The organism is Arthrobacter sp. 2762, assembly GCF_040548745.1.
Lineage (GTDB): Bacteria > Actinomycetota > Actinomycetes > Actinomycetales > Micrococcaceae > Arthrobacter.
This window is the reverse complement of the sequence record NZ_JBEPSI010000003.1, coordinates 332332-354246: the sequence shown is the minus strand read 5'-3', so window position 1 is coordinate 354246 and position 21915 is coordinate 332332. Positions and strand designations below refer to the sequence as shown.

23 protein-coding genes and 1 pseudogene are annotated in these 21915 nt (G+C 61.6%); 13 read left to right on the top strand and 11 right to left on the bottom strand.

What is annotated here, in order from left to right; translation table 11 throughout:
- Positions 1 to 192: 192 nt before the first annotated feature.
- Positions 193 to 1155, top strand: coding sequence for a heme o synthase (locus tag ABIE18_RS08235; RefSeq protein WP_216925779.1), 963 nt, complete (start codon positions 193 to 195; stop codon positions 1153 to 1155).
- Positions 1156 to 1633: 478 nt separating this feature from the next.
- Here ABIE18_RS08235 and ABIE18_RS08230 read toward each other — a convergent pair whose 3' ends face one another.
- From ABIE18_RS08230 to ABIE18_RS08220, 3 genes are read right to left on the bottom strand one after another with little or no spacing between them, the layout of a single operon-like run.
- The gene (locus ABIE18_RS08230; protein ID WP_431115214.1) at positions 1634 to 2578 is read right to left on the bottom strand and encodes a COX15/CtaA family protein; all 945 of its coding nucleotides are present in this window, start codon (positions 2576 to 2578) and stop codon (positions 1634 to 1636) included.
- Between the two features lie 30 nt (positions 2579 to 2608).
- The gene (locus ABIE18_RS08225; RefSeq protein ID WP_499722195.1) at positions 2609 to 3373 is read right to left on the bottom strand and encodes an ABC transporter permease; all 765 of its coding nucleotides are present in this window, start codon (positions 3371 to 3373) and stop codon (positions 2609 to 2611) included.
- Positions 3370 to 4335, bottom strand: a complete 966-nt coding sequence (locus ABIE18_RS08220; RefSeq protein WP_499722193.1) for an ABC transporter ATP-binding protein — start codon at positions 4333 to 4335, stop codon at positions 3370 to 3372. Before ABIE18_RS08220 ends, ABIE18_RS08225 begins: the two co-directional genes overlap by 4 nt.
- A gap of 109 nt (positions 4336 to 4444) precedes the next feature.
- On the opposite strand from ABIE18_RS08220, the gene ABIE18_RS08215 reads away from it, so the two are divergent.
- The 6 genes from ABIE18_RS08215 to ABIE18_RS08190 are packed head-to-tail and all read left to right on the top strand — an operon-like array spanning position 4445 to position 9599.
- The gene (locus tag ABIE18_RS08215; RefSeq protein ID WP_499722191.1) at positions 4445 to 5266 is read left to right on the top strand and encodes a helix-turn-helix transcriptional regulator; all 822 of its coding nucleotides are present in this window, start codon (positions 4445 to 4447) and stop codon (positions 5264 to 5266) included.
- Complete coding sequence (sufB, locus tag ABIE18_RS08210; protein ID WP_223932865.1) at positions 5266 to 6729, top strand: Fe-S cluster assembly protein SufB; 1464 nt, start codon at positions 5266 to 5268, stop codon at positions 6727 to 6729. Before ABIE18_RS08215 ends, sufB begins: the two co-directional genes overlap by 1 nt.
- A 2-nt stretch (positions 6730 to 6731) precedes the next feature.
- Positions 6732 to 8045, top strand: a complete 1314-nt coding sequence (gene sufD / locus ABIE18_RS08205; protein ID WP_499722189.1) for a Fe-S cluster assembly protein SufD — start codon at positions 6732 to 6734, stop codon at positions 8043 to 8045.
- Between the two features lie 21 nt (positions 8046 to 8066).
- Positions 8067 to 8423, top strand: coding sequence for a non-heme iron oxygenase ferredoxin subunit (locus ABIE18_RS08200; protein WP_377653811.1), 357 nt, complete (start codon positions 8067 to 8069; stop codon positions 8421 to 8423).
- Between the two features lie 44 nt (positions 8424 to 8467).
- Positions 8468 to 9253 (top strand): Fe-S cluster assembly ATPase SufC, encoded by a 786-nt coding sequence (sufC, locus tag ABIE18_RS08195; RefSeq protein ID WP_477521537.1) that lies wholly within the window; start codon positions 8468 to 8470, stop codon positions 9251 to 9253.
- Positions 9254 to 9266: 13 nt separating this feature from the next.
- Positions 9267 to 9599, top strand: a complete 333-nt coding sequence (locus tag ABIE18_RS08190) for a metal-sulfur cluster assembly factor (RefSeq protein WP_018777579.1) — start codon at positions 9267 to 9269, stop codon at positions 9597 to 9599.
- Positions 9600 to 9686: 87 nt separating this feature from the next.
- Here the strand turns inward: ABIE18_RS08190 and ypfJ are convergent, their stop codons facing one another.
- Positions 9687 to 10586, bottom strand: a complete 900-nt coding sequence (ypfJ, locus tag ABIE18_RS08185; RefSeq protein ID WP_224090248.1) for a KPN_02809 family neutral zinc metallopeptidase — start codon at positions 10584 to 10586, stop codon at positions 9687 to 9689.
- Between the two features lie 61 nt (positions 10587 to 10647).
- On the opposite strand from ypfJ, the gene ABIE18_RS08180 reads away from it, so the two are divergent.
- A complete protein-coding gene (locus ABIE18_RS08180; protein ID WP_499722188.1) occupies positions 10648 to 12039 on the top strand; it encodes a class I adenylate-forming enzyme family protein in 1392 nt (463 codons plus the stop codon).
- Positions 12011 to 13240: a thiolase family protein gene (locus tag ABIE18_RS08175; protein WP_499722186.1), complete on the top strand. Its 1230-nt coding sequence runs from the start codon at positions 12011 to 12013 to the stop codon at positions 13238 to 13240. The genes ABIE18_RS08180 and ABIE18_RS08175 overlap by 29 nt, the downstream gene beginning before the upstream one ends.
- Before the next feature lie 48 nt (positions 13241 to 13288).
- On the opposite strand, the gene ABIE18_RS08170 is transcribed toward ABIE18_RS08175, so the two are convergent.
- Genes ABIE18_RS08170 through ABIE18_RS08160 form a run of 3 tightly spaced genes read right to left on the bottom strand, consistent with a single transcriptional unit; the run spans position 13289 to position 15315 of the window.
- Complete coding sequence (locus ABIE18_RS08170; protein WP_499722184.1) at positions 13289 to 13918, bottom strand: energy-coupling factor transporter transmembrane component T family protein; 630 nt, start codon at positions 13916 to 13918, stop codon at positions 13289 to 13291.
- The gene (locus ABIE18_RS08165; RefSeq protein WP_499722183.1) at positions 13915 to 14667 is read right to left on the bottom strand and encodes an energy-coupling factor ABC transporter ATP-binding protein; all 753 of its coding nucleotides are present in this window, start codon (positions 14665 to 14667) and stop codon (positions 13915 to 13917) included. The genes ABIE18_RS08170 and ABIE18_RS08165 overlap by 4 nt, the downstream gene beginning before the upstream one ends.
- 33 nt (positions 14668 to 14700) lie before the next feature.
- Positions 14701 to 15315, bottom strand: a complete 615-nt coding sequence (locus ABIE18_RS08160) for a biotin transporter BioY (RefSeq protein ID WP_223946046.1) — start codon at positions 15313 to 15315, stop codon at positions 14701 to 14703.
- A gap of 279 nt (positions 15316 to 15594) precedes the next feature.
- Between ABIE18_RS08160 and ABIE18_RS08155 the strand changes: the two genes are divergently transcribed.
- On the top strand, positions 15595 to 17193 hold the full coding sequence (locus ABIE18_RS08155; protein ID WP_223946045.1) for an ABC-F family ATP-binding cassette domain-containing protein: 1599 nt from the start codon (positions 15595 to 15597) through the stop codon (positions 17191 to 17193).
- A gap of 102 nt (positions 17194 to 17295) precedes the next feature.
- Here the strand turns inward: ABIE18_RS08155 and ABIE18_RS08150 are convergent, their stop codons facing one another.
- Genes ABIE18_RS08150 through ABIE18_RS08135 form a run of 4 tightly spaced genes read right to left on the bottom strand, consistent with a single transcriptional unit; the run spans position 17296 to position 19413 of the window.
- Positions 17296 to 17781, bottom strand: coding sequence for a YbaK/EbsC family protein (locus ABIE18_RS08150; RefSeq protein WP_499722181.1), 486 nt, complete (start codon positions 17779 to 17781; stop codon positions 17296 to 17298).
- Positions 17765 to 18637, bottom strand: coding sequence for an SURF1 family cytochrome oxidase biogenesis protein (locus tag ABIE18_RS08145; protein ID WP_499722180.1), 873 nt, complete (start codon positions 18635 to 18637; stop codon positions 17765 to 17767). Before ABIE18_RS08145 ends, ABIE18_RS08150 begins: the two co-directional genes overlap by 17 nt.
- Entirely contained in the window at positions 18638 to 18913 is a 276-nt protein-coding gene (locus ABIE18_RS08140; RefSeq protein ID WP_499722179.1) for a hypothetical protein, read from the bottom strand.
- A complete protein-coding gene (locus tag ABIE18_RS08135) occupies positions 18910 to 19413 on the bottom strand; it encodes a DUF3099 domain-containing protein (protein WP_499722177.1) in 504 nt (167 codons plus the stop codon). Before ABIE18_RS08135 ends, ABIE18_RS08140 begins: the two co-directional genes overlap by 4 nt.
- Positions 19414 to 19566: 153 nt before the next feature.
- On the opposite strand from ABIE18_RS08135, the gene ABIE18_RS08130 reads away from it, so the two are divergent.
- The 3 genes and pseudogenes from ABIE18_RS08130 to ABIE18_RS08120 all read left to right on the top strand — a co-directional run.
- Positions 19567 to 20292, top strand: coding sequence for a beta-ketoacyl-ACP reductase (locus ABIE18_RS08130; RefSeq protein ID WP_223932850.1), 726 nt, complete (start codon positions 19567 to 19569; stop codon positions 20290 to 20292).
- A 125-nt stretch (positions 20293 to 20417) separates the two neighbouring features.
- Entirely contained in the window at positions 20418 to 21170 is a 753-nt protein-coding gene (locus ABIE18_RS08125) for an SDR family oxidoreductase (RefSeq protein WP_499722176.1), read from the top strand.
- 285 nt (positions 21171 to 21455) lie between these two features.
- A pseudogene (locus ABIE18_RS08120) lies at positions 21456 to 21887 on the top strand (ATP-binding cassette domain-containing protein); the annotation flags it as partial.
- Positions 21888 to 21915 lie beyond the last annotated feature (28 nt).

Below are 21915 nucleotides of genomic sequence, written 5' to 3'. Positions count from 1 at the left end.
AATTTCCCTTATATGAATCACGATGGCGCCGCTGGGAAGTGAACTTTCCGAAACATTCGCGTATTTTGCGGACATGGACCCACTTCCAGCCACGGTATGATATCTGGAGGCCACCAGCGGTTCATGCGCCTGCGGTTCCATCTCGGAAACCCGGACTGCAGCCGCTGCGAGAACCCCAGAGCATAGAACAGAGTGACTGCCGCCGTGAGCACAACTGATACGCCCCTCAACGCGTCCCCGGCCCGGGGAAGCATCGGAATCTCCCGTAAGTTAAAGGCGTATCTGGCTCTCACCAAGCCCCGTGTCATCGAACTGCTCCTGGTCAGCACGCTCCCCACCATGATCTTTGCCCAGCGCGGCTTCCCGTCCATCGGGCTGATTCTGGCGACTCTCGTTGGCGGCGCTTTCGCGGCGGGCAGCGCCGGCGTGTTCAACTGCTACATCGACCGCGACATCGACAAATTGATGCACCGCACCGAGAAGCGTCCGTTGGTCACTGGTGAAGTTTCGCCCAGGGAGGCTTTGGTCTTCGCCTGGATTCTCGGCGCCGCTTCCATCGCCATCCTGTGGTTCGGTGCGAATCCGCTGTCCGCATGGCTTGGACTGGGTGCCATCGTTTTCTACGTGGTCATCTACACCATGATCCTGAAGCGCCGCACTGCACAAAACATCGTCTGGGGCGGGGCCGCCGGCTGCTTCCCGGTTCTGATCGCCTGGGCCGCGGTCACCAACACGGTTGAGTGGCCTGCCATTGTGCTGTTCATGGTCATTTTCCTGTGGACGCCCCCGCACTACTGGCCTCTGTCCATGCGCTACGGCGAGGACTACCGCAACGCCAAGGTGCCCATGCTCGGAGCAATTGCCGGGGCCAAAGTTGTGTCCGTCCAGGTGGTCCTTTACGCCTGGGCCATGGTGGCCTGCTCACTGCTGATGATTCCCGTTGGCGGTGCCGGCTGGGTCTATACAATTGCCGCCGTCGCTGCCGGCGCCTGGTTCCTGTACGAGAGCCACGCCCTCTACAAGCGGGCACAGGGCGGGGACGTCTCCAACAAGGGCGCCATGAAGGTCTTCCACGGCTCCATCAGCTACCTGACGCTACTTTTCATCGCGCTGGCAGTAGACCCGTTCATCGGATCACCGATCATCGGCGGCTGACCTTCGCGACCGCTTCCCCAAAGAGGCACGACAAAGAAGGCACGACGCCGGCACTCACCCGAGTTCCGGCGTCGCGCCTTCTCGTTTCCCCCGGATGTTCTCTCACATCCCACCGGTTTTCGGCCGATGTTCTCTCACGTCCGACCGGTTTTCGGCCGATGTTCTCTCACGTCCCACCGGTTTTCGGCCGATGTTCTCTCACGTCCCACCGGTTTTCGGCCGATGTTCTCTCACGTCCCACCGCGGTTTTTACCGATCTTCTCTCACCCACCGACTGAACAAACGGCCCAGGGGGGGAGCGTCGGGATAAGGGTGGGTCTCGAAAGCCCGGGGTCGATGTGAGAGAACATCCCGCCCAGCGCCACCCGATGTGAGAGAACATCCCGCCCAGCGCCACCCGATGTGAGAGAACATCCGGCCCTAAGGCCCTGGACGTGAGAGAACATCCGGCCCAAAGGGCCCCGGATGTGAGAGAAGGCTACTTGGCGGGGCTGGACTTTGCGATGTCGGCCGCGTTGGTCGATGCGCTCATCAGGAGGGCTGCCCCCAGCATGTGTGCACCCACGAGCAGCGCAGGGATCCCGTTGTAGTACTGGGTGAACCCGATGACGGCCTGGAGTAGCGTCACGGCGAGCAGCAAGAACGAAGCGGTTCGGAACGGGCCGCCGATCTTATGCCGGACCACAAGGTATACAGCGAATAGTGTCCCGGCTGTGATCAGGTAAGCGGGCACAGCGTGAATGTGTGAGAAAAGGTCCCAGTCCAGATCGTTGCGGGGCGCATCGGCATCGCCCGCGTGCGGACCGGCACCTGTGACTACTACGCCGAGCATGACCGCTATGGCCGAGAAGACGGCGACCGCCAGCATTACAGGCCGGGCAACCGAAGGCAGTGCAGGCAGTGCCTGCTTCATGAATCGGCCGGTGCGGCCGAAGGCGCGGTTCACGAGCAGCGTCGCGAAGACAACCAAGGCCATGGATACCAGGAAGTGCAGGCCCACAACCCAGGGGTTGAGGTTGGACAGGACCGTGATCCCGCCGATGATGGCCTGAGCCGGGATGCTCGCCAGGAGGCCAAGAGCGAGCATGAACAGGTCGCGACGTTCCTTGCGGAGATTCCACAAGTAAACCAGCATGAGCGCTGCAACCGCCGCCAACGCGAACGTGAGCATACGGTTGCCGAACTCGATAAAGCCGTGAATCCCCATTTCAGGGGTGTTGACGAGGGATTCGTCGGTGCACCGCGGCCACGTGGGGCAACCGAGGCCCGAAGCCGTAAGGCGAACTGCACCACCGGTCACCACGAGTACTGTCTGTCCGATCAGGGAAAGGACAGATAGCCGGCGGATAGTGCGGTTTACCTCCGTTGGCAGCTTGGTGGTGAATCGCTGGACGGATTTGGGGAGGCGCGATGCCGTGCTCACAGTTTGCTCAACTCTCAGTTCTGCTTGTTGTCAGTTCCACTTGAACCAGCGAATAGCTGCCGCGCCGGCCAGCAGGGTCCACGTCAGGAGGACCAGGACGGCCGGGAAGGGCACCATGCCCAGCAGGAACGCGTCCCGCAATGCCTGGCCCAGTGCACCCGAGGGCAGGAAGTGAACGATGCCCTGGGCCAAAGCTGGAAGCCTCTCCGCCGGGACAACGATCCCGCCCAACGCTCCGAGGAGGATCCACAGAAGATTGGTGATGGCCAAGGTAGCTTCAGGCCGCACCGTTCCGGCGACCAGGAGTCCCAGCGCCGTGAACGCAGCCGCACCGAGGACGAGGATCCCAAGGCCTGGAAGCCATGCCTCCGGCCGCGGCTGCCAGCCCAGGAATCCGGCGACAACCCCCACTACCAGTACTTGAAGGAAGAGAACGACGAGCACAGCGAGTATCTTGCCCGCGATCAGTCCACCACGCCCCAGGGGGGTGGTGGAAAGGAAGCGAAGAACGCCGTAACGCCGGTCAAATCCCGTAGCGATGCCTTGGCCGGTGAAGGCGGTGGACATGGCACATAAGGCGAGGATTCCCGGCGTGGCCACGTCGACACGAGAGCCTCCGAGCCCATCCAGCAGGGGAGTAACAGTCAGGCCGGCCAATGCAAGCAGCGGCAGGACGACGGCAAGAATCAGTTGCTCGCCGTTCCGCAGCATCGTGATGGTCTCGTAGCGGCCTTGCTGCAGAATACGGCGAGGCAGGGAAGCGGGTCCGGCGTTGGGGGACAGCAGCTTGCTCATCGGAGGTCCCTTCCGGAAATGTCCAGGAAAACGTCCTCGAGGCTCCGCGCCTCGAGTCTCAGCGAGGCTGGCATGATGTTCCGTTCGGCCCACCAGGCGGTCAGCGCGGCCAGGTCGTCGGGCCCCAGGGCACCGGTGATCGAGTAGCTGCCGGCACGGGTTTCAAGGACCTGCAGACCTGCGCCAAGGACGTCTTTGAACTCGAGTCCCGGCGGCGCATCAAAGAAGAGGGTCCGGTCAGTGATCGCGGTGTCGGTGGAATGATCGTGCCGCAGGAGGTCGGCGACTGTTCCCTCGGCGACGTTGTGTCCGCCGTCGATGATGTAGACGTAGTCAGCCAGGCGCTCGGCGTCGTCCATGAGGTGCGTCGTGAGGATGATGCCCATGCCGGCGTCGCGCAGTTCCGCAATAAGGTCGAAAACCACTTGCCGCGAATGCGGATCCAATCCCGCACTGGGTTCATCGAGGAAGAGGACCTCGGGATTCCCAACCAATGCTGCGGCCAACGCCAGCCGTTGCTTTTGGCCACCAGAGAGGCGCCGCACACTGGTGCGGCTGAACTGGCCAATGCCAAGTCGGTCCACGAGGGCATCGACGTCCATGGGGTTACGGTACATGCCGGCAACATGACGCAAGAGGGGGATTGGGCGGGCCGACGGCGGGAGGCCGCCGTCCTGAAGCATGACACCTACGCGGGACCTCAAGTCAGCGCCGGCGGTGTCCGGATCCGCACCCAGGAGTGAGATGGTTCCCCCGGTCCGTTTCTGCAAACCCTGCGCACATTCAAGGGTGGTGGTCTTGCCGGCGCCGTTGGCTCCAAGGAGGGCCGTAATCCGGCCCCGCTCAGCCACCATGGACAGCCCACCAACAACCCGGAGCATTTTGCCGTCAAGGGAGGCCAGGGGCCCTACATCCTTAATGAGTCCGTCTATAGTGAGGACAGGGGAATCAGTGGATCGCACCAGAGTATTCTACGTGAAGTAGTACGGTCACACTTGGCGGGTGACTAAGGTCAGTCTTGCCTTACTGGATGCATGAAACAAATTACGACATGATTGTGTTGTGTATTCCATGAGCAGTCCAATTTCCATGCCCGCAAGGCGGCATGCTGCAGCGGCGGAGGCCTTTGCGCCGTCTTCCGCGCTGCCGGACGCGGAAGACCGTACAAGGGACCGCGTCCTTGGTGCAGTGTTGGAGAACGGCCCCGTCAGTGCTGCCGAGCTGGGTGACCTTCTTGGCTTCACGCCTGCAGCGGTCCGCCGCCACCTCGATCACCTGGAGCGGAATGGCGTTATCGAAGTCAAGCGCGTCGCCAAGGCAGGAGCCGGGGCGGGACGCCCTGCGCGCCGCTATGTCCTGAGTTCACAGGGGCAATCCAAGCTTGGCGATGACTACTTGAACATTGCCAGCTCCGCGCTCCGACGACTCCAGGAAATCGCCGGCGAGGATGCAGTCCGCGAATATGCTGAAGAGCGCTTCTCTCAAATGGAGCGCCGGTATGCGCCCGAAGTTGCGGCTGCCGGGCAGGACATCGCCGCCCGCGCCTTGGCCTTGTCCAAGGCCCTCAGCCGGGACGGCTATGTAGCCTCTGCCCATTCCATTGAGGCCAAGGCCCCTCTGCCGGCAGAATTTTCCAGTGTCCAGCTGTGCCAGGGACATTGCCCCATCCAGCAGCTCGCAGCGGAATTCCCTGTTTTTTGTGACAGCGAGACCAAAGTCTTTTCCCGCTTGGTGGGCGTCGATGTCCGGCGCCTTTCAACCCTGGCGCAAGGCGGGCACGTCTGCACCACCCACATACCTACCGGGCGACCAGCTGCCACGGTGCATCACAGCACCGCAGAGCAGTCCGGGAACCCGTACCAGGAATCAAACAACCAGCAAGAAAGGCCGTGATGACGGACCAACTAGCAGAGAAAGCGGTAGCTGACGGCACTGTGATCTCGGAGATTCTGGAGAAGAATCCCGAACTGCACGGTATCGGAAACTACGAGTACGGCTGGGCCGACAAGAACGACGTAGGCGCAAACGCCCGTCGTGGCCTCGACGAGGAGGTTGTCCGCGACATCTCCTCGAAGAAGAACGAGCCCGAATGGATGCTCGATCTGCGCCTCAAGGGCCTGAAGTACTTCGACCGTAAGCCCATGCCTACGTGGGGCGCAGACCTCTCGGGCATCGACTTCGACAACATCAAGTACTTCGTGCGTTCCACTGAGAAGCAGGCGGCAACGTGGGAAGACCTGCCCGAAGACATCCGGAACACCTACGAAAAGCTCGGCATCCCGGAAGCTGAGCGCAGCCGGCTCGTTTCCGGCGTCGCGGCCCAGTACGAATCCGAAGTTGTCTACCACCAGATCCGCGAGGACCTCGAAGCCCAGGGCGTTATCTTCCTGGACACGGACACCGCCCTGCGGGAACACCCGGAGATCTTCCAGGAGTACTTCGGCACCATCATCCCCGTGGGCGACAACAAGTTCGCCTCCCTGAACACGGCAGTATGGTCCGGTGGATCGTTCGTGTACGTGCCCAAGGGCGTGCACGTGGACATCCCGCTCCAGGCTTACTTCCGTATCAACACGGAGAACATGGGCCAGTTCGAGCGCACCCTGATCATCGCCGATGAGGACTCCTACGTTCACTACATCGAAGGTTGCACGGCTCCGATCTACACCTCGGACTCGCTGCACTCCGCCGTTGTGGAGATCATCGTGAAGAAGGGCGCCCGCGTCCGCTACACGACCATCCAGAACTGGTCCAACAACGTGTACAACCTCGTCACCAAGCGTGCCATCTGCGAAGAGGGCGCCACCATGGAATGGATCGATGGCAACATCGGCTCCAAGGTGACCATGAAGTACCCGGCCGTTTACCTGGTAGGCGAGCACGCCAAGGGTGAAACCCTGTCCATCGCATTTGCAGGCGAGGGCCAGCACCAGGACACCGGCTCCAAGATGGTGCACATCGCACCGAACACCAAGAGCTCCATCATTTCCAAGTCCGTGGCCCGCGGCGGTGGCCGTGCGGCTTACCGCGGCTTGGTCCAGGTCCGCGAAGGTGCAAAGCACTCGGCCAACACGGTCCGTTGTGACGCCCTCCTGGTGGACACCATTTCCCGCTCGGACACGTACCCGTACATCGACATCCGCGAGGACGACGTCGTCATGGGTCACGAGGCCACCGTTTCCCGCGTCAGCGAAGAGCAGCTCTTCTATCTGATGTCCCGCGGCATGCCTGAGGACGAGGCCATGGCCATGATCGTGCGCGGCTTCATTGAGCCGATCGCCCGTGAACTGCCCATGGAATATGCCCTTGAGCTGAACCGCTTGATTGAACTGCAGATGGAAGGGTCCGTCGGTTAACAATGACTGATATCACTACTGAAAAGGCACGCATCGGCGCGCCCTCGGCCCAGCCGTTTATCAACGGCTTCACCGAGGAAGGCGAAAACCTTTCGCCCGTAAACACCGGAACCAACACCAGCACGACGTCGGAGCAGCCTGTTGCTGGTCCGCTCGGTGGCGCATCGGTAAAGAGCCACTCGCATGGTGGCGGCGTCGGCATCCCGGACAGCTCCCGCGCCGGTCGCCTCACGTCCTACAAGCTGGGGGACTTCAAGCCCCTGACGGGCCTTGAAGAAGACTGGCGTTTCACGCCCCTGAAGCGCCTGCGCGGTCTTCACACCGAGGTCCTTAACGGTGCCGCTCCTGCCGTCAGCGTGACCGCACCGGCCGGCGTCGTCGTCGAAACGGTTGGCCGCGAGGATAAGCGGATCGGCCAGGCAGCCATCCCCGAGGACCGCGTGTCCGCCAACGGTTGGGAGAACTTCGCCGAGGCTACCGTTGTCACGGTTCCGGCCGAACTCCAGGCCGAGAGCGAAGTTTCCGTCCTGATCACCGGATCCAGCGAGGCTCCGGCTGCCCAGCACATCGTGATTGTGGCAGAGCGTTTCTCCAAGGCGGTAGTGGTCCTGGACCACCAGGGCACCGCTGTTGTCTCCGAGAACGTTGAAATTATCGTCGAAGATGGCGCTGAGCTGACCGTCGTGTCCTTGCAGGAATGGGCCGACGACGCTGTTCACGCATCCGCCCAGCAGGCCAAGATCGGCCGCGACGCGAAATTCAAACACATTGTGGTCAGCCTCGGCGGCGACGTCGTGCGCGTTACGCCGTCCACACGTTTCACCGCACCTGGTGCCGACGTCGAAATGTTTGGCCTGTACTTCGCCGATGCCGGTCAGCACCTTGAGCAGCGCCTGTTTGTTGACCACGCAGTGGCCAACTGCAAGTCGCGCGTGCTGTACAAGGGCGCGCTGCAGGGCCGCAATGCCCACACTGTGTGGGTGGGCGACGTCCTGATTCGTAAGGAAGCAGAAGGCACCGACACTTATGAGGCCAACCGCAACCTGGTCCTGACGGATGGTGCGCGTGCGGACTCTGTGCCGAACCTGGAAATCGAGACGGGACTCATCGAGGGTGCCGGCCATGCCAGCGCCACCGGCCGTTTCGACGACGAGCACCTCTTCTACCTCATGGCACGCGGCATTCCTGAAAAGGTTGCCCGCCGCCTGGTGGTTCGAGGCTTCCTCAACGAGATCATCCAGCAGATCAACGTCCCGGCAATCGAAGAACGCCTGACCGCAGCTGTTGAGCGCGAACTCGCCGCGACCGACAACTAGCACAGACCAGGCAGGACAACCATGAGTGAACAAACCAAGGGCGAACTGGTATGCAACGCCAATGACATCCAGGTCAAGCAGGCGCTGCGTGTCCTGATCGATGACTATCCCGTAGCCATCGTGAGGGACTCGATGGGTGAGATCCACGCCATCGGCGATACCTGCTCGCACGCGGACATTTCGTTGTCCGAAGGCGAGATTGAAGGCTGTGCGATTGAGTGCTGGGGACACGGTTCCCAGTTCGACCTCCGCAGCGGACAGCCTCTCCAGCTGCCTGCCTACGACCCCGTCCCGGTTTTCGCGGTCACCATCGATGGTGACGACGTCTACGTGGACGTGACCAACGTTGTGAACGGTGCTTCGGTAGATAACTACTGAGCGCCCGGTATCACCAGACTTACGAACGGAAAAGAAAGAAGAGCATGTCTACTCTTGAGATCAAGGACCTGCACGTCAGCATCGAGACGGAGCAGGGCACCAAGGAGATCCTGAAGGGCGTCAGCCTCACCATCAAGACCGGTGAAACGCACGCCATCATGGGCCCCAACGGCTCGGGCAAGTCCACCCTCGCTTCCACCATTGCCGGCCACCCGCGCTACACGGTGACCAGCGGCACCATCACTCTCGACGGCGAAAACGTCCTCGAAATGAGCGTTGACGAGCGCGCCCGTGCAGGTGTCTTCCTCGCCATGCAGTACCCGGTTGAGGTTCCCGGCGTCACCATGACGAACTTCCTGCGTACCGCCAAGACGGCGATCGACGGCGAAGCGCCCGCCCTGCGCACGTGGACCAAGGACGTCAAGGCTGCCATGCAGCAGCTGCGCATCGACGCCGACTTCGCACAGCGCAACGTCAATGAAGGCTTCTCCGGCGGCGAGAAGAAGCGCGTCGAGATCCTTCAGCTTGAGCTCTTCAAGCCCAAGTTCGCCGTTCTGGATGAGACCGACTCAGGCCTGGACGTCGACGCCCTCAAGGTAGTTTCCGAAGGCGTCAACCGCGCACATGCAGACGGAAACATGGGCACGCTGCTCATCACCCACTACACCCGCATCCTGCGCTACATCAAGCCGGACTTCGTCCACGTCTTCGTCGACGGCAAGGTCGTTGAAGAGGGCGGCCCGGAGCTGGCCGACCGTCTTGAAGAAGAGGGCTACGACCGCTACGCCGCAGGCGCAGGCGTTGCCGTTGCTCCTGCCGTACAGGCCTAGTTAGGATCGTTCCATGACCGAAATCAACGCGGCGCGCACCAGCCTCGAGGACGTCGAGGAAGCGCTCAAGGACGTCATTGACCCGGAGCTCGGTGTCAACGTCGTGGACTTGGGCCTCCTCTATGGCCTGAAGTACTCGGATGAGGACGGCGCACTCCTGATCGACATGACACTGACGACGGCGGCTTGCCCGCTCACGGACGTGCTGGAAGAGCAGGTAGGCAAGTCCCTCGATGGAGTAGTGGATGACTGGCGCCTGAACTGGGTATGGATGCCGCCATGGGGTCCCGAGCGGATCACCGATGACGGCAAGGACCAGATGAGGGCCCTGGGCTTCAACATCTGATCAGCAGTTTTCGCCCTCCAGGGGCAAAGAAATGGTTCCGAACCTGTGGTTCGGGACCATTTCTGCGTTCAGCGGATGACTCAGGAGCTACGGCGCCGCCACACCAAAGGTGTCGCATTTGTTGATGTCGCCAGTGGCGTATCCCTGGTAGAACCACTTCTGCCGCTGTTCACTTGAGCCATGGGTCCAGGACTCCGGCGAGACCCGTCCGGTTGCGGCTTCCTGGATACGGTCATCGCCGACGGCGGACGCGGCCGACAGCGCGTCCTGCAGGTCCTGCTCGGTGAGGGGGTCAAGGAACGGCTTGCCTGTCGCCGGGTCTTTCTGCGTGGTGGCATGGCGAACCCAGAGTCCTGCGTAGCAATCCGCCTGCAATTCAACACGGACTGCACCGGACTGCGGCCCCTGTGGATCCTGTTGTGCCCGATCCAGGTTGCCCAGGATGTTTTGGATGTGATGGCCGAATTCGTGGGCCACCACGTACTCCTGCGCCAGTGGTCCCCCTGATGAACCAAAACGGGTCACGAGTTCGTCGAAGAACCCGGGGTCGAAGTATGCCTTGGTGTCCGCTGGGCAATAGAAGGGTCCTACAGCCGTGGTGGCAGGGCCACATCCGGTATTGGTCCCTTGATCGAAGATGACCGTTCCGGGCCGGGAATACTGAACGTTGTACTGGGCGAGGTATTCCGGCCAGAAGGCATTAAGGCTGTTCACGGTGCCTGTAATCCGGCAGTCGAGTCGTTTGTCCGCATCAGCGCCCGTCTGGCACTCCTGCACACCGCCGCTCCCACCTTCGACGGCGGGTGGCTGGGTTCCGCCGCCAGTAAGGTCGCCAAGGATGTTGGGGTTGATTCCGAAGAGGGCCAGAAGCAGCACGACGATGCCACCACCAATCCCGCCACCTATTTTCGTCCCGCGGCCCATGCCTCCGCCGCGTCGGTCTTCTACCTGGGATGGGTCAAGCTGCGCACCGTCATTGAAACTCATACAGTCAGAATAGACGTCACCATTGGTGCTGGAGGGCGGACACTGCCGTAAAATTGCGGGGATGCCTTTCCTGGACAAAATTCAGCTCTGGGCCGATGAGCGTCCCCACGACACCGCCGTCGTTGTGGGTCGCAGCCGGCTCAACTGGGCCGAGCTCCGCGACGCCGCGGCGGCCCTGCTTGGCCATGCGATGGCCACCACTGTGCTTGCCGAACCCAACTCCACTGACTTCGTCGTGAAGTTTGCTGCAGCGGTGGCGGGGGAGCGCCGCTGTGCGGTGCTGGACCCACAGTGGCCTGCAGCAATGGTGGAGGAAGTGACGTCCCGTATCGCCGACTCCACCATCTCAACTGGCGTGGAACTTGTGGACGGGGATCCCTCCACGACCTTCCTGATTGGGCTTACCTCCGGTACAACTTCAGTGCCGAAGGCGTTCACGCGGTCCCGCCGCTCGTGGCAGGTTTCGTTCGACGCTTCGATCGAGTTCTTCGGGCTGTCCCAGGACGATCGGACCCTGGCGGCAGGTCCGCTCTCCTCCAGCTTGAACCTCTACGCCCTGTCTGAGTGCATGTATGCGGGCTCTGCATTCCACACGCTGGAGTCCTTCGACGTCGGTGACGCCCACGCTTCGATCAGCCACGACAACATCACAAGACTGGTGCTTACACCCACCATGCTTCGTTTGCTGAGCGAACGCGGCTTAGCTGGAGACGTGGATGCTTCCGGCATCCGGAGCATCATCTGCGCGGGTTCCAAGCTTGATGGCCGTACGTTGGAGGCGGCGCGCCGCTGGGCCCCGCGTGCTGCCATCTTTGAGTACTACGGAGCCTCCGAATTGAGCTTTGTCTCCGGCACGCGACTGGCTGCCGGCGAGCCCCTCGACGTTGGGGGTACGGGGATTGGCCGGCCTTTTCCTGGTGTGGAATTGCGAATCCTGGACGACGCCGGCCAGAATCTCCCGCACGGGGAGCACGGCAACATCAGCGTCCGCAGTGGAATGGTCAGCAACGGCTACCTGTGGGGCGACGACGGCCAGGCCCTCCGCTGCTTGGACGGCTGGTACACAGTGGGGGACCAGGGCTATCTCGACGACGGGACCCTGCACATTCTGGGACGACGTTCGGACATGATCATCACTGCGGGGAAGAACGTGTACCCGCACGAGGTGGAACTCGCCCTCGCCTCCGTTCCAGGCATCGAAGTTGCCGTAGCAGCCGGCGCTCCGGATGACATCCGCGGTCAAAAGGTGATTGCCGGCGTCGTTCCTGCCTTCGGTGCCGTCACGGCGACACAGCTCCGCACGGGCCTTGATGGCCTGCTCGCCCGGGACAAGTGGCCCCTGCAGTACTACGTCCTGTCCGAGTTACCGATGACGGATCGAGGTAAGGTCAGCCGGATGGTGCTGCTTGACTGGATCAAGAACCATGATGCCCGGGCGCGTCCCCTTGGGTAGCGGCGCTTCGATGCAGGAGGTGGACGAGTCCCGCCAGCCGGTCATCATCGCGGCGCTGCGCACTCCGATCTGCCGTGCAAACGGGCAGCTGAGGCAGCTCCGGGCGCCGGATCTCCTGGCGCCGGTCATCCGTTCCCTCATTGAGTCGGGAGGCATTGACCCGGCCGGCGTGAACGACGTCATCATGGGCAATGCTGTTGGTGGTGGTGGAAACGTAGCGCGCTTCGCCGCACTGCAGGCCGGTTTGCCTGTCACGGTCCCGGGGCTGACGATTGACCGGCAGTGTGGTTCCGGGTTGGATGCTATTGCGCTTGCTGCGCGTCTGGTTGGCGCCGGTGGAGATCCGCTGTATGTTGCCGGCGGGGTGGAAAGCATCAGTACCGCTCCGGCCCGTGCCAACAGGACCGACGACGGCGCCCTGGACTTTTACTCGCGGGCCGCCTTTGTGCCACCCGTGTTTGGTGACCCTGACATGGGTGTGGCTGCGGAAAATGTAGCCCGCACGTTTGGCATCAGTCGTGAGCGGCAGGATGAGTACGCACTCCGCAGCCATCGACGGGCTCTTGAGGCTGCTGCAGCGGGCAAGCTCGCACGCGAAATTGTGCCGCTTGAAAATGCCGGGACGATTGTCGACGTCGACGACGGTCCCAAGCCTTCGTTGCGCGCCTCACTGATGTCGCGGTTCCCGGCGGTCTTCGTCCCCGATGGAACTGTCACGGCAGCGAACTCATGCTTTGACGCCGACGCCGCTGCCGCCGTCGTCATAACGTCCCTGAAGCGCGCCCGTGAGATGGGCGCGGTTGACGGCTTGTTGGTTTTGGGTTGTGAGACAACGGGAGTGCATCCGGAGTTGCTCGGTATCGGGGCCGCGCACGCCGCCGAGCGGTTGTTGGCTCAACATGGCGTGGCCGCCACGGACGTAGACCTCATCGAATTCAATGAAGCCTTTGCCTCCCAGACCATCGCTTGCCTTGATCATTTGGGCATCGATCCTGGGAAAGCCAATGCAGAGGGCGGAGCGCTGGCGCTCGGCCATGGCTACGGTGCTTCGGGGGCTGTCTTGGTGACGCGCCTGCTTACCCAGGCTCGTGGCCTCGCTGAAAATTCCGGAGCAGCACCGCTGGGCTTGGCGATGATCAGCATCGCGGGGGGCATGGGAACGGCAGCCCTGCTGCGCTATTCCCGGTTCCAGCCCATCTGAGTAACAGCAGATGCCCTTTTGAGCCCTCAAAACGGCATCTGCTGCGACCTACTTGGGCTCGTCCGGTTCCCCGAGCCCCCTAGCGGCCAAGGCGTCGCCGGTTTGGCGCGCATAAGCGACCGTGGTAATAAAGACAGGGAGTATCAGTGCCCTGGGATTGCGTTCCAGTCCACGGGCACGGGCCGCATCCCTGACGTCCGAAAAGGCTCCTGCAATGAAGGGGATGCTCCTGAGCATCACGGCGATGGTGAGCGCGAAACGCTCGGGATCGGCGCCGAAGCGCTGGAATGGTTTGGCGAGGGAGACAACGCCGTCCAAAAGGTCCTGGACGGGCGTGGTGGCAGTCAGAACCGAGGCTGCGACCACGCACACCAGGACGTTCAGGACGATGCGTGCAGCCGTGGGGCCACCCAATTGCCACCACTGGAACAATCCAATAACCACGAGGATGGGCGTCACCGTCCATATGGCACGCATCAGGCGGTGCAAACCGGCCCCGCTGAGAAGGAACAAGCCGCACATCATGGCGAAGACCAACAGCGACACTGCCCAGTCGACAATCAGGAAGGACGCCGTCCCGCAGCCTGCAACCACCAGGAACTTCAGCCACAACGGGATTCGGTGGATGGGCGAGTTGCCCGGCACATAGTTTGCTATCAGGAAGCCGTGGCCCCTCATAATTGGCCTCGCCCCGGACGGTCCCCAAGGCCCGGAACCTCGTCGAGCGCAGTTGCGCACAGCTCCCGGTACCGGGCGACACCTTCGGCGGCATCGCCGTCGAACACTATTCGCCCCGACTCCACCACGAGGACGCGGTCCATCTCCAGTGCGAGGTCGAGGTCGTGGGTGGACATGACAACTTGCTGCTCCAGGCCCGCCAAGGTGCGCCGGAGCAGCTCGCGATTACGCAGGTCCAGGAGGGTGGATGGCTCGTCGAGGACCAGCACCTGGGGATTGACGGCGAGGACTGCGGCCAAGGCGAGCAGTTGGCGCTCCCCGCCGGAGAGCTCATAGATGCTTTGGTCTGCCAGTGGCAGCAGGCCAAACCTGTCAAGAACTGCCTCTGCGTGTGCGGCTCGTTCGCGGGTGTTCTTAATGGAGCGCCGCAGGGAGAGTTCAACGTCTTCACGGCCGGTAGGCATCACCAGTTGCGACAAGGGATCAGTGAAGACGAATCCGACGTTCGCACGAACCCGGCGGACAGCTTTGACTGTGTCGTCGCCGTGGACTTCAACGGTTCCGTCGCTGGGCTCCACCAAACCGTTCAACAGCCGTAACAACGTGGACTTACCGGAACCGTTGGCTCCGATGACGCCGATACGCCGCTCCGTAAGGCTCAAGGAAACATCCTCCAGCAGGGTCTTGGACGTGCTGCTGCCGTCAATGGCTACACGAACCGAGACCCTGCTGAAGCTGATGGAGTTCATAGATATATTGTTTCTGACTTTGCCTGATGCAGGCTATTTGACCCGGCGGACCAGGACATCCGGGAAGGCCTTGTGAATAGCCACCGCAATGATCACGGCGAGGACATTCTTCAGGATGTCCCCGGGGTAGAAGGCGAGATCGGCAATGAAGGCTTTGGTGAAGTCCAGTTTGCCATTGACCATCATGCCCAGGACGCCCAGTCCGTGGATGAGGACGATGCTGCTGACCATGGCGGCAGCAAACAGCAGCAGGGAACGGTTCCGCACCGTTTTACGGATAATCAGGGCCGCCAGATATCCCGTGGCGGCCGCCGCAAGGGGGAAGGCAATGATGTAGCCTGCCGAAGCTGTAGCGAGGATGCCCAGTCCGCTGCGGCCGCCGCTGAAGATCGGCAGGCCGGCCAGGCCAAGGAGGACATAAAGCCCGACGGCGGCGAATCCCCGCCCGGGGCCAAGCACCAGGCCGCTCAGCATCACAGTGAGGGTCACCAAGGTGATCGGCACGCCCAGGGCGCCAACCGGAATGCCGGGAACGATCGCGGACGCTGCCACCAGGGCTGCGAAGACGGCAATGAGGCCGAGGTCTGTGGCGGTCCATCGCTTGCGCGAAGAGTTGCGCTCCACAGAGGCGGAGGTGGTTTGGCTCATGACGGGTCCTATCAGGAAATGCTGTGGGTGCGAGGTTGAAGTTTTGTTTCCCCCAACAGTGAGGATACGGAGCATGGGAAAGGGCTTTTTTGGAGCCTCTCCACAACCCTGGGTGAAAATTCTGTGAGAGATGGCACAATGTGCCGCTCGGGCGATGTTATGTCCGGGGGAGGGCGGGGTGCCGGTAGACTTGAACAGGCTGTTCTCACAGCCGTCCCCGCCGCAACTACCGGGCCAACCGGTCACGCAGGCGTTCCCCATTGAAAGGCATCACCCGAATTGATTACCGTCCAGGAACTCGAACTCCGCGCCGGCGCACGCCTGCTCATGGACAAGGTCAACTTCAGGGTGGACAAAGGCGACAAGATCGGCCTTGTTGGACGCAACGGCGCGGGCAAGACCACTTTGACCCGCGTCCTCGCGGGCGAAGGCCTTCCCGCGGGTGGCAAAGTGACCCGCAGCGGTGAGATCGGCTATCTGCCCCAGGATCCCCGCACCCCGGACATGGAGCAGCTCGCCCGTGATCGCATCCTCTCTGCACGTGGATTGGACGTGGTGGTGGGGAAGCTGAAGAAGGCCCAGGCTGAGATGGCAAGCGAGGACGAAGCCGTACAGCGCAAAGCCATGAACCGCTACGATCGCTTGGAGGCTGAGTTCCTGGCTGGCGGCGGGTACGCCGCTGAAGCTGAGGCAGCCGCGATCTCCTCCAACCTTGCGCTCCCGGAACGCATCCTTAACCAGCCGCTGAAGACCCTCTCCGGTGGCCAGCGCCGCCGCGTGGAGCTCGCCCGCATTCTTTATTCCTCGGCAGAAACCCTGCTCCTGGACGAACCAACCAACCACCTCGACGCCGACTCCATCACGTGGCTGCGCGACTTCCTCAAGGACCACCAGGGTGGGTTGATCGTGATCAGCCACGACGTCGAATTGCTGGAGGCCACGGTCAACAAGGTCTACCACCTTGATGCCAACAGAGCCCAGATCGACTACTACAACATGGGTTGGAAGCGCTATCTCCAGCAGCGCGAAACGGATGAAAGGGCCCGCAAACGCGAACGGGCCAATGCGGAAAAGAAGGCCCAGGTCCTCATCGACCAGGCCAACAAGATGCGCGCAAAGGCAACGAAAGCCGTCGCAGCGCAGAACATGGCAAAGCGTGCAGAGCGTCTCCTTGGCGGTTTGGAAGCCGTTCGTGAAAACGATCGCGTCGCCGCCCTGCGCTTCCCGGATCCGTCACCCTGTGGCAAGACTCCGCTCACAGCCGAAGGGCTCAGCAAGTCCTACGGCTCCTTGGAGATTTTCACTGACGTGGACCTGGCGATCGATCGCGGTTCCAAGGTGGTCATCCTTGGCCTCAACGGTGCGGGCAAAACCACCCTCCTGCGAATGCTTGCAGGCGTAGACAAGCCGGACACCGGCGACATCATCCCGGGACACGGATTGAAGGTGGGCTACTACGCCCAGGAACACGAAACCCTGGACCACGATCGCACAGTCCTTGAAAACATGCGTTCCTCCGCGCCGGACATGAAGGACGCCGAAGTCCGCGGCATTCTGGGGTCATTCCTGTTCTCAGGTGACGACGTCGAAAAGCCGGCCGGTGTTCTGTCCGGTGGCGAGAAGACCCGGCTCGCCCTCGCAACCATCGTTGCTTCGAGCGCCAACGTACTGCTCCTCGACGAGCCCACCAACAACCTGGACCCAGCCAGCCGTGCAGAAATCCTTGGCGCACTGAAGAACTACAGTGGCGCCGTCGTCATGGTCAGCCACGATGAAGGCGCTGTCTCGGCCCTGAATCCGGAACGCGTGGTCCTGCTCCCCGATGGTGTTGAAGATCACTGGAACGAGGACTACCTGGACCTGATTACGTTGGCCTAGTCCGCCTCGCCGTCCGCTGTGCGGCATGCTTGATGTGCCGCTGCGCACCGTGCTGGGTGCCACCGCGCTGCTCCGCTCGTGAGTCAGTCGCCTTCGCGGGGGCTAGCGGACCTGCAACGGCTCGGCGTTCGTTATCCTTTGCAGCTGGTCGTAGGTGATGGAGAACATTGAATTGTGGTCTCCGGCGCCGGCCCACAGTAGTGGGTGTTCTTGCAGCGAGGTGTCCAGGATCGTCTTTAAATGTTCGGGGTGACCGACCGGGGCGACGCCTCCCACTTCCTGGCCGGTGTGTTTGAGCACAAAATCGGGCTTCGCCCGGCGGATCTTTCCGGTGCCCAGTAGTTTGGCTACCAGTGTTGTGTCTACTCTCGCGGCTCCGCTGGCGAGAATGAGCAAGGGTTTGCCGTCGAGTTCGAAAATCAGGCTGTTGGTGATCGCTGCAACCTCGCATCCAAGGACAGAGGCGGCCGCTGCAGCCGTGGGCACCTTTTCCTCGAAGATCCGGACAGTGTCCACAACGCCTGCGGCCATGAGGGCCGACTTCACGTTGAGCACCGGGTCCGGAATCGCTTCAGTAACCTTGGGCATCCAGGATTGCGTCTTCCTCTTCTTCTGACGTGGGGCGCTTGTTCTTTCGGTTTGTGGGCACACGACGCTTGGGCGGCCCACTGACGGCAATGACTTCGTCCTCGCCATCTTCGTCCTCTTCCGCGTCGATGGCAGCGTTACGCGCCTGCTGCCGGGCCGCGTAACCGAAGCCGATGAACATCAGGACGCCGAAGGCAAACCACTGCAGGGAGTAGGAGAGGTGTGTGCCCTCTTCCGTGGCTGGTTTGGGGAAGGGCGTGGGCATGGGCTGGACCGCGGGATCCTCGCTGGCCAACTGCCCATAGGCACCCGTCGCAATGGGGTAGGGGAGTTCGCTTGCGAAGCTGGCCAGGTCAATGGATGGCAGCTGTCCATCCACGGCACCGCGGTCCAGCTTCGGTTCCGTTGGCTTGAGGCGGGCAACCACGGTGACCTCACCCACGGGAGGTGCCGGAACGACGTCGGGACGGCCGGGCGTGTTGTTGCCAATGGGCAACCAGCCGCGGTCTATGACCACCGCTTCACCGGTGGTGAGGCGCAAAGGAACCACGACGTCGTAACCTGGCTGCCCATTCAACGGACGGTTTCGTACAACGCGCTGGCCGTTCAAGTCGTAACTACCCCGCAGCTCCACCTGGGTCCATTCCCGCTCGGGGTCCAGGGTGCGGAACTGGTCCTTGATGTCAGCGAAGGGGACGGGTGTCGCGGAGTAATTGCTCACTACGCGGTTGATCTCAGCCAGCGTTTCTGCCCGCCGATCCATTTGCCAGCGGCCGAGGAACACGCATGCTGTGGCGAAGATAACGGCCAGAACGAAATAGCCCAGCCACTTGCTGGAGAAAAGGAAACGATACATTCAGCGGGCCTCGCCAACGGCAGCGTCATCTGCCTCGAAAGGGACGGTCTCTTTCCAGAGGCCTCGGGTTTGAAGGTAGTCCTCAAGCCAATCGCGGTGCTCGTTGCAGGAAAGCCAAACCTTCCGCCGCTCAGGGGTATGGATCCGCGGGTTGTTCCACAGGAGTTGCCAGGCTGCGCCCTCCCGGCACCCCTTACGGGAGCAGAGAGCGGGGCCGATGGCGCGATCGGGCTCCTGGCTGCCCAAACCGGCGTCGCCAAGGTTAAAGATGTTCATGAAGCCGCCCGTTCGTTGCCGGCATCCCCGGCCTTGGGTGTATGAGTCGCGTCAGATTCTGCGCCCTGACCTGGTGGCTCGGCGTCGTCCACCACTTCGCCTTTTAGCACCGTGACATTGTCCGTCGCGTGGTCTTCAGTGCTCTTCGGAGAGCCCTCGATTTCAGCTGCTTCCACGTAGTCCAGCAGGGAATCGCTGTGGTCCTCGGCTTTATCGCTGCCATTGGCTATGACAACGGCTATCCAAGGGAGGAACACCGCGCCGGCCACGGCGATTATTTTCAACCAGCCGTCCACCACGAAAATCAGGATGATGCAGACCATGCGAATACCCATAGCCACTGCGTACTTGATCATGCGCTCCCGCATGTCTTCCGAGTGGGCAGCCGCGGCATCGGTGATGCTGTGGACTTCGGGGTCGCCGGAGACAGCGTCCGGATCCCCGGGCACCTGCTGCAGGGGACTGTTTTCTCGTGTCACAGCTGAATCATCACGCTCCAAAGGCTTCTCTCAATTCTCTCACCAAGGCGGTAGCCGCCCAAACCGCGGGACAGGGCGGTTACCCGCGGGTTGGAGCAGGTGCCCGATAAGATCAAGGCAGGAAATCCCCTCTTCACCGCAGCACACCCATGCCGCAGAACCTGGAGCGAAAGTATGTCTGAAGCAGTATCCACCGGCCGTAGCGTCCTCATTACCGGCGGCAACAGGGGCATCGGTCTGGCCATTGCCGAGTCCTTCCTCGCAAACGGTGACAAGGTGGCAGTGACCTATCGAAGCGAAACAGAACTGCCTGAAGGCATCCTGGGAGTCAAAGCCGACGTCACTGACGAAGCCTCGATCGATGCCGCCTTCAAGACAGTAGAGGAAGCGCACGGCCCGGTGGAGGTTTTGGTTGCCAATGCGGGCATCACCAAAGACACGCTGCTCCTGCGCATGAGTGAGGACGACTTCACCTCTGTGCTGGACACGAACCTCACCGGTGCGTTCCGCGTCATTAAGCGTGCTTCCAAAGGCATGATCCGGCTCCGCAAAGGCCGCGTGGTCCTCATCTCATCAGTGTCCGGCCTCTACGGAGCTCCGGGCCAGATCAACTACTCCGCATCGAAGGCGGGCATGGTGGGGATCGCACGCTCGCTGACCCGCGAACTGGGCAGCCGGGGGATCACGGCCAACGTGGTAGCCCCCGGATTCATCAACACGGACATGACGGCAGAACTGCCCGAGGAAACCCAGAAGTCCTACTTGGCAAACGTGCCGGCAGGCCGTTTCGCCGAGGCTTCCGAAGTAGCCAATGTTGTGCGTTGGGTAGCCAGCGACGAGGCCGCCTACATTTCGGGCGCTGTGATTCCCGTTGACGGTGGTCTCGGGATGGGCCACTAAAGCGCCACGCTCTGAGGCCATCAGCCAGTTTTTGTCGTTACCCGACAAAGGGGTTCGAGCCCGCCACTGGCATGATGGAACCCAGGCCCGCAGATTTTTAGATGAAGTGAACAAAAGGAGCACGAATGGGAATGCTGGATAACAAGACCGCGATCGTGACGGGATCTTCCCGTGGCATCGGTGCTGAAGTCGCCAAGATCCTCGCGGGTGAGGGCGCGGCCGTCGTCGTCAACTACCGCCAGAAGGCACCGCGCGCCAACAAGGTAGTTGCTGAGATCCAGGCAGCCGGCGGCCGCGCTGCGGCCGTCGGTGCAGACCTCACCACCGACGAAGGCGTACACACTCTTGCCAGCACCGCCATGGAGCAGTTCGGTTCGCTGGATGTCCTGGTACTGAATGCTTCCGGCGGCATGGAGTCCGGAATGGAGGAGGGTTACGCCCTCAAGCTCAACCGCGATGCCCAGGTCAACATGCTCAATGCGGCTGTTCCCCTCATGCGCGAAGGCTCGCGTGTCGTCTTCGTGACCAGCCACCAGGCTCATTTCGTGGAGACCGTTCCCACCATGCCTGAATACGAGCCGGTGGCAAAGAGCAAGCGGGCCGGCGAGGACGCACTGCGCGCACTCCTGCCAAACCTTGCTGACAAAGGCATCTCGCTGGTGGTTGTTTCCGGTGACATGATCGAGGGCACCGTCACGGCCACTTTGCTTGACCGCTCCAACCCGGGCGCCATCGAGGCCCGACGCGCAGAAGCCGGCAAGTTGTATTCGGTTGAAGAATTTGCGGCAGAGGTCGCCAAGATGGTGACGGCCGACGTCGAAACCGGCCACACCGAATACGTGGGTGGAGCAGACTACTTCGGCAAATCCGCCGAGTAGCACCTTCAAGTTCATTGCGGCCCGGACACACGTCCGGGCCGCAACTGTTTAACCGTTCATGGGAAAGCCAAGGGGAGCCAGGACGATCTTGATAAATAGTTCAGATTCTCGCGACACGAAATGCGATTAGTTGTTTCACGTTTCTCCTTTTGCGTTAATGCGGCTCATCTGGTTGAATCTCCAAGGCGTCATCGTCCCTAAATGTAAGCAAACTGTATTAAGCCAAGGCAGGAACTTTATGGCAGTGTCCAGGGTCGAACCCACTACTGTGAACTAGGAGCATCTTTGGACCTGTTACTGCATGCTGATGATATTCACGCGTCCTACGATCAAAGACGCATCCTCAAAGGCGTTGAACTTTCACTCCACCGCGGCGAGATCCTGGGATTAATCGGGACCAATGGCGCCGGCAAAACGACTCTGATGAGCGTATTGGCCGGATCCCATAAGCACGATGGCGGGCAAATCATGCTGGCTGGCGAGAAATATGGACCGGATTCGACGGAGGAGGCCCAGGCTTGCGGCGTAGGCCTCATCCCGCAGAACTTCCGGCTCAACTCTGACCTGACGGTCGCCGAGGCAATTTTTCGGGGAACTTTTCAAGCCGATAAATCCCATGATGAACTCCGGGTTCAAGCAATTAAACTCATTCAGGACATTGGAATCACCTTGGATCCCGACGCGACAGTGGGCACTCTGATTCGTGCCGAGCAGACCCTCGTGGAAGTTCTGAGAATGGTTGCCG

Bases quoted from the DNA above. Each gene is read 5' to 3' on its own strand.
- ABIE18_RS08225 (WP_499722195.1), bottom strand. From the start codon at position 3,373: ATGAGCAAGCTGCTGTCCCCCAACGCCGGACCCGCTTCCCTGCCTCGC.
- ABIE18_RS08215 (WP_499722191.1), top strand. From the start codon at position 4,445: ATGAGCAGTCCAATTTCCATGCCCGCAAGGCGGCATGCTGCAGCGGCG.
- sufB (WP_223932865.1), top strand. From the start codon at position 5,266: ATGACGGACCAACTAGCAGAGAAAGCGGTAGCTGACGGCACTGTGATC.
- sufD (WP_499722189.1), top strand. From the start codon at position 6,732: ATGACTGATATCACTACTGAAAAGGCACGCATCGGCGCGCCCTCGGCC.
- ABIE18_RS08200 (WP_377653811.1), top strand. From the start codon at position 8,067: ATGAGTGAACAAACCAAGGGCGAACTGGTATGCAACGCCAATGACATC.
- sufC (WP_477521537.1), top strand. From the start codon at position 8,468: ATGTCTACTCTTGAGATCAAGGACCTGCACGTCAGCATCGAGACGGAG.
- ABIE18_RS08190 (WP_018777579.1), top strand. From the start codon at position 9,267: ATGACCGAAATCAACGCGGCGCGCACCAGCCTCGAGGACGTCGAGGAA.
- ypfJ (WP_224090248.1), bottom strand. From the start codon at position 10,586: ATGAGTTTCAATGACGGTGCGCAGCTTGACCCATCCCAGGTAGAAGAC.
- ABIE18_RS08180 (WP_499722188.1), top strand. From the start codon at position 10,648: ATGCCTTTCCTGGACAAAATTCAGCTCTGGGCCGATGAGCGTCCCCAC.
- ABIE18_RS08175 (WP_499722186.1), top strand. From the start codon at position 12,011: ATGATGCCCGGGCGCGTCCCCTTGGGTAGCGGCGCTTCGATGCAGGAG.
- ABIE18_RS08170 (WP_499722184.1), bottom strand. From the start codon at position 13,918: ATGAGGGGCCACGGCTTCCTGATAGCAAACTATGTGCCGGGCAACTCG.
- ABIE18_RS08165 (WP_499722183.1), bottom strand. From the start codon at position 14,667: ATGAACTCCATCAGCTTCAGCAGGGTCTCGGTTCGTGTAGCCATTGAC.
- ABIE18_RS08160 (WP_223946046.1), bottom strand. From the start codon at position 15,315: ATGAGCCAAACCACCTCCGCCTCTGTGGAGCGCAACTCTTCGCGCAAG.
- ABIE18_RS08150 (WP_499722181.1), bottom strand. From the start codon at position 17,781: ATGCCCAAGGTTACTGAAGCGATTCCGGACCCGGTGCTCAACGTGAAG.
- ABIE18_RS08145 (WP_499722180.1), bottom strand. From the start codon at position 18,637: ATGTATCGTTTCCTTTTCTCCAGCAAGTGGCTGGGCTATTTCGTTCTG.
- ABIE18_RS08140 (WP_499722179.1), bottom strand. From the start codon at position 18,913: ATGAACATCTTTAACCTTGGCGACGCCGGTTTGGGCAGCCAGGAGCCC.
- ABIE18_RS08130 (WP_223932850.1), top strand. From the start codon at position 19,567: ATGTCTGAAGCAGTATCCACCGGCCGTAGCGTCCTCATTACCGGCGGC.
- ABIE18_RS08125 (WP_499722176.1), top strand. From the start codon at position 20,418: ATGGGAATGCTGGATAACAAGACCGCGATCGTGACGGGATCTTCCCGT.